The sequence below is a fragment of the Brucella pseudintermedia genome (assembly GCF_008932435.1).
In the GTDB taxonomy this organism is placed as follows: Bacteria; Pseudomonadota; Alphaproteobacteria; order Rhizobiales; family Rhizobiaceae; genus Brucella; species Brucella pseudintermedia.
The window spans coordinates 136,155-150,036 of sequence record NZ_WBWE01000003.1; the positions used below are offsets into that span (position 1 = coordinate 136,155).

A 13,882-nucleotide genomic window follows, 5' to 3' on the forward strand; every position below is an offset into this window, starting at 1 on the left:
CACGGCAGATAAAAGTGTACGCCTCAAGGCTCTCGAAGATTCTCCAGAACGAGGTCCAATGCGGCGAGAACCGTTTCGTGGCGGATTTCAGCTCTGGTTTTTGGACCGAAACGATATTCGCGATGGAGGGTCGGGTGATCCCTTCGCGCCGAGGCGATGTGGACAAGACCGACAGGTTTTGCATCGGAACCGCCGCCCGGTCCGGCAACACCTGTAACGGCTATAGTTACTCCGGTGCGGGAACGTGCAAGTGCGCCTTCAGCCATGGATAGCGCTACTTCCTTTGAGACCGCGCCGAAGCGATCAATCAGTTCCATCGGAACGCCGATCATTTCGCTTTTTGCTTCATTGGAATAGGTGACAAAACCGCGATCCACGACATCGGACGATCCGGCAATGTCAGTCAGCGCTCCGGCTATCAATCCACCCGTGCAGGATTCTGCTGTGGCGATCATTACACCGGCCTTCCGGCAGGCTGCCAGTACGGCAATGGCCTTTTCTTCTGCGATGAACGCGCTCATTCCGGAACTTCGCCGGGATAGATGACGGTTGCCGTCGCGATTGCCGCGATACCTTCACGGCGACCGACAAAGCCGAGTTTCTCATTGGTCGTCGCTTTGACAGAGACGCGGTCCGCTGCGATGCCCAGCATGTCGCAAAGCGCTTCTGTCATGGCCGTGCGATGCGGGCCGATTTTCGGCGCTTCGCTGATAAAGGTAACGTCGACATTGGCGATGCGACCGCCTGCTTCACGAACGATACTGACCGCACGTTCGATAAAAATGCGGGAGGCCGCCCCTTTCCACTGTGGATCGGAAGGCGGGAAATGCGTGCCAATATCACCTGCTCCCCGTGTCGCAAGCAGGGCGTCGGTTAGCGCATGAAGCCCGACGTCGGCGTCTGAATGGCCGTTGAGTTTTGCTTCATGAGGGATTTTCACACCGCACAGGGTGACATGATCGCCGGGCTCAAAAGAATGGACATCGTAGCCATTGCCGGTGCGAATATCGGGAAACGAAACATGATCTTGCCGCAGGCGTCTGTCTGCCATTTCAATATCCTTTGCCCAGGTAAGCTTTGTATTGTCCGCCGATCCTTCGATAATCCGTACAGCGATGCCTTGCCATTCGGCAATGGCGGCATCGTCTGTGAAATCAGAGCGATTGATCGCGAAGGCCTTTTCATGCGCATTGAGGATAGGTGCATAGGGAAATGCCTGCGGCGTCTGTGCGGCGAAAAGGCCCGCGCGGGGTACGGTCGTTCTAACCGTGCCATCCGCGGCGGACTGCTTGAGCGTGTCTGAGACAGCCAAAGCGGGCAGAACACCTTCCTCCGGCACCAGGTTTTCAACGATGCGCTTCAGTAGGTCCTGACTGATGAATGGTCTCACACCGTCATGGATCATCACATATTGCGGCGCAAAGTCTTGCAATGCAACGAGACCAAGACGCGTTGATTCTTGCCGGGTAGGGCCGCCGTTCACAACCAGAATATTGCAGCAGTTTTCTGGAATGGCGCGTTCGAAAAGCGTGTGATCGTCAGGATGAATGACGACAACGATGCTATCAATCAGCGAGCAGTCAATAAAGGCGCGCAACGTACGGGCAAGCACGGCTTCGCCGCCGATGCGCCGATATTGTTTCGGCCCTTCGACGCTCTGCCCGGCTCGCTCACCGCGACCGGCTGCCACAATGACTGCTGCTATTTTTGAAATGGTTGTTGCCTCGGTCAAAGGTTGTGTTCCCAAGCCGAATAATGCCTTGCGCGGATAAATGCCAGACGACAATTGATTTATCGTAATTACCCGAGCGCTTTTCCTTGCGTTGAAAAGGGAAGCTGATTAATGTATGTGCTAATCGCGCTGTGCACATCAAATAGGCATTATTGGTGAGTTTTCTCGATCAACCTTTGAGCATTGGCGGTGTGGCGCTTGCCAACCGTGTCTTTCTCGCGCCGATGTCGGGCGTTTCGGATCTTCCTTTTCGCAGGCGGGCAGCAGAAGCTGGCGCGGGTATGGTCGTGTCTGAAATGGTCGCCAGCGCCGAACTCTGCAATCGTCACAGGGAGAGCCTTCTGCGCCTTTCGGGTGAAGGGCTTGGAACGCATGTCGTGCAACTCGCGGGACGCGAAGCGCATTGGATGGGCGAGGCGGCCAAGATCGCCGAAGGAGAAGGTGCCGATATCATCGATATCAATATGGGCTGTCCAGCCAAGAAGGTGACAGGCGGTTATTCAGGATCTGCTTTGATGCGCGATCTCGATCATGCAATGACCCTCATTGAGGCTACCGTCAATGCAGTCAATGTTCCGGTTACGCTCAAGATGCGGCTGGGATGGGACGAGAAAAGCATCAATGCGCCCGAACTGGCTAGACGTGCCGAAAGCGTCGGTGTCGCCATGGTGACTGTCCACGGACGTACTCGGTGCCAGTTTTATGAAGGCAAGGCCGACTGGGATGCAATTCGCGCGGTTCGCGACGTAATCAGGATTCCTCTGGTCGCCAACGGAGATGTGGTGTGTCGTGGCGATGCCGAGGAAATTCTGCGCCGTTCCGGAGCTGATGCGGTGATGGTCGGACGTGCCTCTTACGGCCAGCCTTGGTTGGCCGGCCTAATCGCAGGAAGCGACTTTGTCCCAAAGTCGCGAAGTGAAATTCTCGATTATATTATAAAGCATTACGAAGATATGCTCGACCACTATGGAAGCACAACGGGCATTCGTCATTCCCGTAAACACCTTGGCTGGTATCTTGATCGTCATGCGGGTGAGGCATGTATGCCTGCCGAGAAAGCGGAAGTTATGACCCAAACCGACCGGCGAGCCGTTATCGACGCTTTGGGTCGCATCTTCACGCGAGAAATTCGCGAAGTCGCGCTCAAAGAGGTTGCCTGATGCGCGAAAGAACAGATACGAACGGCATTCCCTCTGTCGTGCTCGACGCCATCAGCCAGCCGGTTATCATGGTCAGCGCTGAAAACTATATCGCCTATGCCAATCTGGACGCGGAACAGTTCTTTCGTTCCGGCTCGTCTATTCTGGCGCGCAACCGGCTGGAATCCTTTCTGCCTTTCGGCAGTCCGCTGCTAGCGCTGGTCGATCAGGTGCGCACCAGCCAGATGCCGGTAAATGAATATCGCGTCGATGTTTCATCGCCTCGTCTGGGAGCGGAACGTATCGTTGATATTTACGTGGCGCCCGTCGCAGAGTTGCCCGGCGCTGTGGTCATCCTCTTCAAGGAAAAGACGATGGCCGAAAAGATCGACCGGCAGATGACGCACCGTGGCGCGGCGCGATCAGTGACAGGGCTTGCATCGATGCTGGCCCACGAAATCAAGAACCCTCTATCTGGTATCCGCGGTGCTGCGCAATTGCTCGAGCAGGTTGTCGGCGACGAGGATCGTGCGCTGGCACGGCTTATTACCGATGAAACAGATCGGATCGTTTCACTGGTTGACCGCATGGAGGTTTTTTCAGACGAACGCCCCATTGAGCGATCTGCGGTCAATATTCATGCGGTTCTGGATCATGTGAAGGCGATTGCGAAGAACGGGTTTGCGCGGAAGATTCGTTTCGTTGAAGATTATGATCCTTCTCTCCCGCCGGTTTTCGCCAATCGGGACCAGCTTGTGCAGGTTTTCCTCAATCTGCTGAAGAATGCCTCGGAAGCCATAGGTGATCGTGAGGGCGGCGAGATTGTCCTGTCCACGGCTTATCGTCCGGGCATCCGTCTGCAGGTGCCGGGCGCGCGGGACAGGGTGGCCCTGCCTCTCGAGTTCTGCGTGCATGATAACGGACCCGGCGTGCCACAGGATATGCTCCCGCATCTGTTCGATCCCTTCGTGACGACGAAGACCAACGGTTCCGGACTCGGTTTGGCGCTGGTTGCGAAGATCATTGGCGATCACGGCGGCATCATTGAATGCGACAGCCATCCTTCCCGCACGACTTTTCGCGTTCTAATGCCGGCCTGGAAAAATATGGCTGGAAATACTGGAGATAACGCATGATCGCAGGACGTCCGACTGGAACCATATTGGTGGCGGATGACGATGCAGCCATTCGGACAGTGTTGAACCAGGCCCTATCGCGGGCGGGCTATGATGTGCGCGTGACTTCCAATGCTGCCTCGCTCTGGCGGTGGGTGGCGGCAGGCGACGGCGACCTCGTTATTACTGACGTCAATATGCCGGATGAGAACGCCTTTGATCTTCTGCCGCGTATCAAGAAGATGCGCCCGGACCTTCCGATTGTGGTGATGAGCGCGCAGAACACATTCATGACGGCAATCCGGGCGTCAGAGGCTGGAGCCTACGAATATCTGCCGAAGCCATTCGATCTGACGGAATTGATCAACATAGTCGGTCGAGCGCTGTCAGAACCCAAGAATAAACCGATCGCGGCTCTTTCCGATGAGCAGGCAGAAAATATGCCGCTGGTTGGCCGCTCGCCTGCGATGCAGGAAATCTACCGTTTGCTGGCGCGTATGATGCAGACGGATTTGACCGTCATGGTTACGGGTGAATCCGGTACAGGCAAGGAACTGGTTGCGCGCGCCCTGCACGAATATGGGCGCCGCCGAAAAGGACCGTTTGTTGCGATCAATATGGCGGCAATCCCGCGCGATCTGATCGAGTCTGAACTGTTCGGGCATGAAAAGGGCGCTTTTACCGGCGCGCAAAACCGCTCTAGCGGGCGCTTCGAGCAGGCAAATGGCGGTACGCTGTTTCTCGATGAGATCGGCGATATGCCCATGGAAGCACAAACCCGCCTTCTGCGCGTGTTACAGCAAGGCGAATATATGACAGTCGGCGGACGCACGCCGATCAAGACCGACGTGCGTATCGTTGCAGCGACCAACAAGGATTTGCGGCAACTGATAGCGCAGGGCCTCTTCCGCGAGGATCTTTATTACCGGCTCAATGTCGTGCCTTTGCGTCTGCCGCCGCTACGCGAGCGCAGCGAGGACGTTGCTGATCTTGTGCGCCATTTTTTCAAACGAGCCGCCGAAGAGGGACTGCCGGAGAAGCGTATCAGCACCGCTGGCCTGGAAATGATGCGCCGGTATCCATGGCCAGGCAATGTGCGCGAACTGGAAAATCTCGTGCGAAGGCTCGCGGCGCTTTACCCGCAAGAAGAGATTTCGCCGGAAATTATCGAAACGGAGTTGCGAGCAGAGCTCACCAAGCCGGAGATTGTTCCCGCTGGCGGTGGCGATATGGAAAACATCTCCATTTCGCAGGCCGTTGAGCAGAACATGCAGCGTTATTTTGCCTCTTTCGGTTCCGACTTGCCGCCGCCCGGGCTTTACCATCGGGTGCTGGCTGAACTGGAATATCCCCTTATCCTCGCATGTCTTACGGCAACACGTGGAAATCAGATCAAGGCTGCCGATCTTCTGGGGCTAAACCGAAATACGCTGCGCAAGAAAATTCGCGAACTCGGCGTCAATATATATCGCGGAAACAAGGGAAATTAGAGCATTCCCAGCAAAAGTGTGAAACGGTTTTACGTTCCATGCGAAGAAGCCAATAGACAGAGCGGTTTCAACGATCCCGTTAAAACAGGAGCCGTCTAGCGGCTATCAATTACAAAAAAGCATTAACTACATTATTTAACGGGCGATTAAGTCTATCCGTCTACTGTTGGTTGCATGAAAAATCGGCAATCAACGCGAAACAACAAGACCCGGCGCATTCTCGAACCGGCAGTAAGGAGCGGCATTCTTGCCGCGCCATTGATATTGATGCTTGCAATCGTTGTTGTCTTGTCTGGAGCAGAGCCAAAACTCTCGGCGATGATTGATCAGACCTTTACGGGTTCGATCAGCCCTATCATCAAGTAATTGTCCGTTGGGCTTGAAGACGGTAGCCGGACCCTTATCTATCAATATAGATAAAGGAGATAATCATGCGTCTTGTTGCTACGACCTTGTTTCTTGGTTTATCCACCGTTGCCGCTTTTGCCGCACCACCGGAAGGCGCGAAGCTTTCGGACATTATCGCGAAAATCGAACAGAAAGCGGATACGGCTTTTATCGATGAGGTCGACTGGAATGATCGCGGCTATTATGAAATCGAGTATTTCACCAAGTCTGGCGCGAAAGTCGAGGTTAAAGTCGATCCGAAGACCGGACAGAATGTTCGATAGATCAGGTTCTTGAGTGAAGGCCTGCTGGAGCGGGTAGCGGGAATCGAACCCGCTCGTTCAGCTTGGGAAGCTGACAGGCTACCATTACATCATACCCGCGAATGTATATATTTCAATAGGTTAGCGAGAAGTTAGATGAGATCGCTTTAGAAATATTCCAATCACTTTTGTCAAACTATGTTCTCTTTTCGCGCTCGTCAAACTGTTTGTTCACGGGCTCCGCGTACCGTTCCGTTGGTCTAGTTGCCTCACGAAACGCTAAAGCATCGTGACAAATTTTTCATGATCCGTTCCATTGATATCTGAGTTTGAGAGGCCATCTGCAGATGACGCTCCAACGAATGCAGCCGATTTGCAGGCTGTTGCAGATGACAGGAAATCCATGGGCAAGACCACAAAGCGCCGGGCACTGCTTATTGTAAATCCACATGCCCGGAATGGCAGGGGATACAGCGCGGATATTCGGTCTGCATTGGAGCGCGGCGGACTTCAACTCATTGAGCGAAATCCGCAAGACGGCGAGACTATCTCAGATGTGATCCTTCGTGAAAGGGATTGCGATCTTGTCATTGTCGGCGGTGGTGACGGATCGTTGAATGCGGCGGCCAAAGGATTGATGGAAACGGGATTGCCGCTTGCAATTCTTCCGCTTGGAACCGCAAACGATTTTGCGCGAACCGTCGGCATTCCTGCCGATCCCGTTGAGGCGGCACGACGAATTGCCTCCTATGAGGCGCGCGCCATCGATCTTGGCGAGGTCAATGGTCATCTTTACTTCAATGTCGCGAGCATCGGTTTCAGTGCCGAACTGGCGCAGCAACTGAGTTCTGCCGCGAAGAAGAAGTGGGGAAAGCTTGGCTATGCGATTGTCGCGGCGCGCATTCTGATGCGTTCGGAGCTTTTCACGGCCTATCTGGAACATGACGGCATGACGGAAAAAATCCGCACGTTGCAGGTCTCTGTGGGGAATGGGAAATTCTACGGCGGCGGCATGGCGGTCGAGAAGGATGCGACCGTAGATGACGGGAAACTGGATTTCTACAGTCTGGAGGTTGATCACTGGTGGAAACTTTTGCGTCTGCTGCCAAGTCTCCGCCGCGGCACTCATTCGAAATGGGATGACGTGCGGGCTTTCCCGACCACAGAGGTGATCGTTCGCACGAAGAAACCCCGCGCCGTCAATACCGATGGCGAGTTGTCAACCTGGACGCCGGCCCATTTCCGCCTGCTACGAAACGCAATAAAAGTCTATATGCCCGACCCGGCGACAAGGCCATGATGGGGGCAAAAAAACGGCCCGCCTTCTGGGCGGGCCTAATTCCATGACGTTAGGTGACTGGCTCGGAGGTCATTTGAGCCGTATAAATAACGGCTGAAAGGACCGAACGTTCCCGGTCAAAAGAAAAAATACCAGATAAGCAACACGACAATGAGCGGAACACCCATCAGCCAAAGGATCATTGCTCTCAACATTGCTTTCTCCTTCCTGTTGAAAATCCAACGTCTCTAGCCAACGATTGTTCCACAGTTAAGCGCGATCGCAATCGGCCAACGTAGAGCAGCACGTGTCCAATGCGACTCAAATGCGCGGAATTCCAAAAGCTTTAATGATCCGTCAATGAATCGGTGACATCACTGAATTCTAAAAGGCGCAACCAGCGTTTCCGGTTGTGTTTGGTGTGTAACGGGCGTGTGGCGTATGGATTCGAAACGAGGGCTGAAATATTCGGTCAACGGAAAGGCGGCTAAGCTGCGAGACAAGCGCGGTTCAGTCGCCGTACTGTCTTTCATGGCTATTGCCGTTGCCTTGGCGGGTTGCGCGTCCGCACCGCAGCCGAAATCGAAGAGCAAGCGATCCAAGGAATATTTCGCTGAATCCAAGTATGGCGTGAAGGCTAGTCCTCGTGTGGCTTTTTCCAAAGGGAAACCCTTGCCGCGTGGCGGCGGGCGAGATCAGACCGGACAGCCTTACAAGGTAAAGGGACGCTGGTATTATCCCAAGGAAGATAAGAATTACGTCAAGGTAGGCCATGCCTCTTGGTATGGCGAAGCCTTCCACGGACGTTTGACTGCCAACGGCGAAGTCTATGACATGGCGCATCTGACGGCTGCGCATCCGACCATGCCTTTGCCAAGTTATGCTCGCGTCACCAATCTTGCGAATGGCAGCTCGGTCATCGTGCGCGTGAATGATCGTGGGCCGTATGAATTCGACCGCGTCATCGATCTTTCACAGAAAGCTGCCGAAATGCTCGATTACCAGCACCACGGCACAGCGAATGTGAAGGTCGAGTATATTGGAAGGGCTCCTCTCGATGGCAATGACGACGCATTCCTGATGGCGTCTTACCGTCCGGGTGGCGGTGATGCGATCGGCCAGCCAGCAACCGGTGTCATGATGGCGATGAACGGACCGACACCGACCTCGCCGAAGTCTCGTGTTCCAATGCCTGTGATGGACGCTGTTCCGGTTTCTGCGCCCATGCCCGAAAATTCACCTTTTGCCGTCGATCCTTCCTATGGTGAATCGCCTGGTGGAGCAGCCCCGTTGCTGCCGGCAAATGTTCCCGTACCTTCACATCGTCCTGGAGCCAGCTTCGGGGTGGCGAATGCCGCCGGTGTGAGCGGCCTTGCCGGTTACGCTACCGATCGGCTTGCTGCCACGGCATATGCCGAGGAGCGTGCCTATGGCAGCATCCTGTCCAGGGATGCGATCTCCAGCGCGTGGAAACGCCGCCAGGTCGAGGAACATGGCGAATATGTCGAGCTTGGTTCGTTTGGCACACTGGAAGAGGCAAAACGGATTCAGGCATCGCTGCCTCGCTCGACCCGATTTACGCTGACCACGCTTCCGACCGAAACGGGCGCAACCTACGAGTTGACGGCTGTGGCGACGAAGGGAGGAAACGATGCCTTGTTGCGCGAGGCCTGGAAAGCAGGTGCAGTAAATGCGTTTGTTGTTCGTCTCGATTGAACTCACGATACGGTGATAAGAGTTACCATATTGATTTTGGTCAAATTCGTTGCGTAAGCTAAAAGACATCGCTCACGTAACGGGGTATCTATGGGGCTGTTATCAAAAACACTGGTACTCGTGCGCGCCGCTGCCCTCGGCATTTCGGTGGCAGTTTTTATGCCCGTTATTTGTTTGGCGGCACCTGTCGAGGCAGTATTCGTTACCAAAGCTCCTCAGGTTTTGCTTGTGGACGACCGGAGCGGAACAGTGCTCCTCTCCAAGAACGCCGATCTTCCGATTCCTCCTGCTTCTCTCGCGAAGCTGATGACGGCCGAAGTGGTGTTTGAAGCCCTTGAAAAGGGGCTTATCAGCCTCGATACCGCTTATCTGGTCAGCGAGAATGCCTGGCGCACAGGTGGCGCTCCATCGGGAACGTCTACGATGTTCGCGCGCATCAAATCGTCGCCGACGGTCGCTGATCTCTTGCAGGGGATGATCGTTCAATCCGCGAATGATGGAGCGATCGTGCTGGCGGAGGGGCTGGCGGGTAGCGAACAGGCTTTTGCAGAGCGCATGAATGACCGAGCGCGGGAGCTAGGCTTAGCGGCCTCCAGATTCGCCAACTCCACAGGGTTACCCGCTGAAGGACAGAGGGTTTCTTTACAGGATCTGGTGAAACTGGCGCAACATATCCGAACCGCCCATCCTGAATACTATAAGTATTATGCTCAGCCAGCCTTCACCTGGAACAATATCATGCAACGCAACCGCAATCCGTTGCTGCGGCTTGATGTGGGAGCTGACGGCATGGGAACCGGATTTACGGAGGCATCCGGTTTTGCCCTGGTCGGATCGGCCGAACAGAATGGCCGCAGGCTTTATCTGGCTATGAGTGGCCTTGCCAGTATCAAGGAGCGCGAAGAGGAAGCAAAGCGTCTTCTGCAATGGGGGATGACGACGTTCGACGATGTGCAGCTTTATCCCGCAGACGAAATCGTGGGTGAGGCGCAAGTTTTCGGCGGTGCGCTCACGCATGTACCGTTGAAGGTCAAGGACCGTGTCGAGTTGTTGCTGCCAAAGGACGGTCGCGACAAGCTGAAAGCTCGCATTATCTATAATGGACCGCTTGATGCCCCTGTCGTCGACAACCAAAAGGTCGGTGTTCTTCAGTTAGAGCTTAATGGCAGTATTCTTCGCGATGTCCCTGTTTTCACAGCCCAATCTGTTGATGAGGGAAGTCTTTCAAAGCGTGCCCTGGGTGCTGCGATGGAGCTTTCCACCGGCTGGCTGAGGAAGTATCTTTAGATTTTGCGCGACGCGTAATGCAGGCTCGACCTGATAGCCAAAGACCGATAATAACTTTCACAGAAGTCCATTCGGACATAGATTCAAACATTTGGAAGTTGGTTTGTCGGGATTGTTCATCACATTTGAAGGCGGCGAGGGAGCGGGCAAATCAACGCAAATTGCGTTGCTGGCCAAGCATCTGAGAGGAATCGGCTTCGACCCGGTGATCACGCGAGAACCCGGCGGTTCACCTGGCGCGGAGGCAGTTCGCCACGTCATATTGAGCGGCAATGCGGAGACCTATGGGCCGGCGATGGAAGCCCTATTGTTTGCCGCTGCAAGGGCAGACCATGTAGACCAGCTTATCCGGCCTGCGCTAGAAGAGGGGCGTGTGGTTCTATGTGACCGTTTTATCGACTCCAGCCGGGCTTATCAGGGCGTTACCGGCAATCTCGACAGTGCCTATATGTCGGCGGTCGAGCGCATTGCTATCGATGGTATCATGCCTGATTTGACGATCATTCTCGATATTTCGGCAGAAAAGGGGTTGTCACGTGCAGGAAAACGGCGCGGCAGCGGAACTGCGGACCGGTTCGAGAAAGAAGATATTGCGGTGCATGAGGCACGACGTCAGGCCTTTCTCGCGATCGCCGAGACAGAGACCCGGCGCTGCAAGGTGATCGATGCCGACCGCCCGCAAGACATGATTGCAAGTGATATCGCAAAAGAGATCAATAGTGTCCTGATGAAAAGGGGGCTGTTGTGATTGAAGAACTCGACGTCCCCAAGGCACACGATTCCATTGAAGGTGTGCCAGAACCATCGGCAAGCGATTATATCGCCGGACACCGGGAGATCAGTAATTTTCTGGCGCAAGCCTATCGCGAGGGACGCATGCATCATGCGTTGCTTTTTGAAGGTGCGCAGGGAATCGGCAAGGCAACACTCGCCTTTCATTTAGCTGGCCATATGCTGGCGCATGGCAACAACGGTGAAGCGCCGGAACATATTGCCGCTCCGGATTTCGCGAAATCGCTCTGGCGACAGATTGCGGGCGGCATGCATCCAGCTGTCCTGCATATCAATCGCCCGTTCGATCAGAAGACCGGCAAGTTCAAGACGGGCATTCCCGTGGAGGAAATCCGGCGTGTTACGCATTTTCTGACCCGAACCGCATCGGATCATGCCTGGCGCATCGTTATTGTCGACCCTGCCGACGACATGAACCGCAACGCTGCCAATGCATTGTTGAAAACGCTGGAAGAGCCTCCAGTCCGGGCGCTATTTATCCTTATTTCCCACTCGTCGGGACGCTTGCTCCCGACAATTCGGTCTCGCTGCCAGAGCATCGGATTCAAGCCGCTTGACGATCGAGCACTTACGGACGCCTTGTCTCATGTCGGCGCTCGTATCGGAATGGGAACCGATGCGATAACGGAAGCGCTGCTCAAACGTTCGGAAGGCAGTGTGCGCAAGGCGCTTCTGCTGGTGGCGAATGGCGGCATCGAAATTTCCGACACGGTAGATTCCCTTCTCGAAGGACAAAATTTCGATTTGCCGAAGGCACAGGCGCTCGGCGGCATATTGAACGGGCGTGAGTCGGAGATTCAGTATGAGCTGTTCCGCGATCATCTGCTGGGGCGGGTTGCAACGGAAGCTCGACGTCGAGCCGAGGCCGGCCAACTGCACGATGCCGACCGCTGGTCGCGTTTCTGGAGCGATCTTTCACGCGAAACCGTGGATGCCGAAACCTACAATCTCGACCGTCGGCAAGCTGTGATAATCCTTTTGGAAAAAACGCATCGCGCTTTTCGGTCCGGTCAGCCTCCGCTTGCGTGACATGGCCGCTGACATGCGTTATGTCACCGCTGATAATTTTCTCCTCGTGTGTCTGCTAGTCATTCAGGCGCGCTTTCAAACTTCGAAAGACCGGGTCCCTAATGAGCCGCGAAAAATATTACATCACCACCGCGATTGCTTATCCGAACGGAAAGCCGCACATCGGTCATGCGTATGAACTGATCGCGACCGATGCGATGGCACGTTTTCAGCGACTGAACGGCAAGGATGTTTTCTTTCTGACCGGTACGGACGAACACGGCATCAAGATGTTGCAGAGCGCGCGCAAGGAAGGCATTACGCCGCGCGAGCTTGCGGACCGCAATACGGCCGCGTTCCGGCAGATGGCCGATGTGCTGAACAGCTCCAACGACGACTATATTCGCACCTCGGAAGAGCGCCACTACAAGGCGAGCCAGGCTATCTGGAAAGCGATGGCTGACAACGGCGATATCTACAAGGGTGGATATGCTGGTTGGTACTCCGTGCGCGACGAAGCCTATTACGGTGAAGAGGAAACGGAAGTCCGCGAGGACGGCGTCCGCTACGGCCCGCAGGGTACGCCTGTCGAATGGGTCGAGGAGGAAAGCTATTTCTTCCGTCTCTCGGCCTATCAGGACAAGCTGCTCGATCTTTACGAGAAAAATCCGGGCTTCATCATGCCCGCGGAACGCCGCAACGAGATCGTGAGCTTCGTCAAGTCCGGTCTGAAGGACCTGTCGATTTCGCGCACGACCTTCGACTGGGGCATTCCGGTGCCCGGTGACGAAAAGCATGTCATGTATGTCTGGGTCGACGCCCTGACCAACTACATTACCGCTCTCGGCTATCCCGACACTTCGGATGAGAAATGGAGCTATTGGCCCGCCGATGCGCATATCATCGGCAAGGATATCTCGCGCTTCCACGCTGTCTACTGGCCCGCATTTCTGATGTCGGCTGGTATTCCGCTGCCGAAGCGGGTTTTCGCACACGGCTTTCTGTTCAACCGCGGCGAGAAAATGTCGAAATCGCTTGGCAACGTGATTGATCCGTTCGGTCTCGTTGAGCGCTATGGACTCGATCAGTTGCGCTACTTCCTGATGCGCGAAGTGCCATTCGGTCAGGATGGCAGCTATAGCCATGACGCTATCGTCAACCGCACCAACGCCGATCTGGCGAACGATCTCGGCAATCTTGCCCAGCGCTCATTGTCGATGATCGCCAAGAATTGCGAAGGCAAGGTCCCGGTTCCGGGCGAGTTTTCGGACGCGGACAAGGCTATTCTCGATCAGGCCGATGCGGCGCTTGATACTGCGCGCAAGGCAATGGACGATCAGGCGCTGCATCTTGCGCTGGGAGCGATTTTTGCTGTTGTTGCCGAAGCCAACCGTTATTTTGCGGGTCAGGAGCCTTGGGCGTTGCGCAAGACCGATCCTGCACGCATGGGCACCGTTCTTTATGTGACGGCTGAGGTCATTCGCCGTGTCGGTATCATGGTGCAGCCTTTCATTCCGCAGTCGGCGGAAAAGCTTCTCGACATATTGGCAATTCCTGCCGACAAGCGTCAGTTCTCTGACGTTACGGCAAGCCATCTGGTCGGAGGCGCCGACTTGCCAGCCCCGCAGCCGGTATTCCCGCGCTATGTGGAAACAGAAGAGCAGAATTGAGTTC

The 13,882-nt window shown here is 55.1% G+C and carries 12 protein-coding genes and 1 tRNA gene; 10 read left to right on the forward strand and 3 right to left on the reverse strand.

Annotated elements, in window-relative coordinates:
- Positions 1–23: 23 nt before the first annotated feature.
- Together F9K78_RS05220 and F9K78_RS05225 are read right to left on the reverse strand one after the other, a co-directional pair.
- Positions 24–521: a CinA family protein gene (locus F9K78_RS05220; protein WP_121983233.1), complete on the reverse strand. Its 498-nt coding sequence runs from the start codon at positions 519–521 to the stop codon at positions 24–26.
- Positions 518–1,747: a bifunctional 2-C-methyl-D-erythritol 4-phosphate cytidylyltransferase/2-C-methyl-D-erythritol 2,4-cyclodiphosphate synthase gene (locus F9K78_RS05225; RefSeq protein ID WP_151682096.1), complete on the reverse strand. Its 1,230-nt coding sequence runs from the start codon at positions 1,745–1,747 to the stop codon at positions 518–520. The genes F9K78_RS05220 and F9K78_RS05225 overlap by 4 nt, the downstream gene beginning before the upstream one ends.
- A 140-nt stretch (positions 1,748–1,887) precedes the next feature.
- On the opposite strand from F9K78_RS05225, the gene dusB reads away from it, so the two are divergent.
- From dusB to F9K78_RS05250, 4 genes are all read left to right on the forward strand, one after another.
- A complete protein-coding gene (gene dusB / locus F9K78_RS05230) occupies positions 1,888–2,892 on the forward strand; it encodes a tRNA dihydrouridine synthase DusB (protein ID WP_186443287.1) in 1,005 nt (334 codons plus the stop codon).
- On the forward strand, positions 2,892–4,007 hold the full coding sequence (locus F9K78_RS05235) for a two-component system sensor histidine kinase NtrB (protein ID WP_121983231.1): 1,116 nt from the start codon (positions 2,892–2,894) through the stop codon (positions 4,005–4,007). Before dusB ends, F9K78_RS05235 begins: the two co-directional genes overlap by 1 nt.
- On the forward strand, positions 4,004–5,476 hold the full coding sequence (gene ntrC, locus F9K78_RS05240) for a nitrogen regulation protein NR(I) (protein ID WP_121985252.1): 1,473 nt from the start codon (positions 4,004–4,006) through the stop codon (positions 5,474–5,476). Before F9K78_RS05235 ends, ntrC begins: the two co-directional genes overlap by 4 nt.
- A 431-nt stretch (positions 5,477–5,907) precedes the next feature.
- Positions 5,908–6,147: a PepSY domain-containing protein gene (locus tag F9K78_RS05250; protein WP_121983228.1), complete on the forward strand. Its 240-nt coding sequence runs from the start codon at positions 5,908–5,910 to the stop codon at positions 6,145–6,147.
- Positions 6,148–6,172: 25 nt separating this feature from the next.
- On the opposite strand, the gene F9K78_RS05255 is transcribed toward F9K78_RS05250, so the two are convergent.
- A tRNA-Gly gene (locus F9K78_RS05255) sits at positions 6,173–6,246 on the reverse strand.
- A gap of 283 nt (positions 6,247–6,529) precedes the next feature.
- On the opposite strand from F9K78_RS05255, the gene F9K78_RS05260 reads away from it, so the two are divergent.
- The 6 genes from F9K78_RS05260 (at position 6,530) to metG (ending at position 13,878) form a co-directional block, all read left to right on the forward strand.
- Positions 6,530–7,426, forward strand: coding sequence for a lipid kinase (locus F9K78_RS05260; RefSeq protein WP_121983227.1), 897 nt, complete (start codon positions 6,530–6,532; stop codon positions 7,424–7,426).
- 420 nt (positions 7,427–7,846) lie between these two features.
- Positions 7,847–9,121: a septal ring lytic transglycosylase RlpA family protein gene (locus tag F9K78_RS05265; RefSeq protein ID WP_121983226.1), complete on the forward strand. Its 1,275-nt coding sequence runs from the start codon at positions 7,847–7,849 to the stop codon at positions 9,119–9,121.
- A gap of 90 nt (positions 9,122–9,211) precedes the next feature.
- Positions 9,212–10,408 carry a D-alanyl-D-alanine carboxypeptidase family protein gene (locus tag F9K78_RS05270; protein ID WP_121983225.1) on the forward strand — a complete coding sequence of 399 codons (1,197 nt, stop codon included), beginning with the start codon at positions 9,212–9,214 and terminating at the stop codon, positions 10,406–10,408.
- A gap of 103 nt (positions 10,409–10,511) precedes the next feature.
- On the forward strand, positions 10,512–11,156 hold the full coding sequence (gene tmk / locus F9K78_RS05275) for a dTMP kinase (RefSeq protein ID WP_121983224.1): 645 nt from the start codon (positions 10,512–10,514) through the stop codon (positions 11,154–11,156).
- On the forward strand, positions 11,153–12,229 hold the full coding sequence (locus tag F9K78_RS05280) for a DNA polymerase III subunit delta' (RefSeq protein WP_121983223.1): 1,077 nt from the start codon (positions 11,153–11,155) through the stop codon (positions 12,227–12,229). The genes tmk and F9K78_RS05280 overlap by 4 nt, the downstream gene beginning before the upstream one ends.
- A 101-nt stretch (positions 12,230–12,330) precedes the next feature.
- On the forward strand, positions 12,331–13,878 hold the full coding sequence (gene metG / locus F9K78_RS05285) for a methionine--tRNA ligase (protein ID WP_121983222.1): 1,548 nt from the start codon (positions 12,331–12,333) through the stop codon (positions 13,876–13,878).
- Positions 13,879–13,882 lie beyond the last annotated feature (4 nt).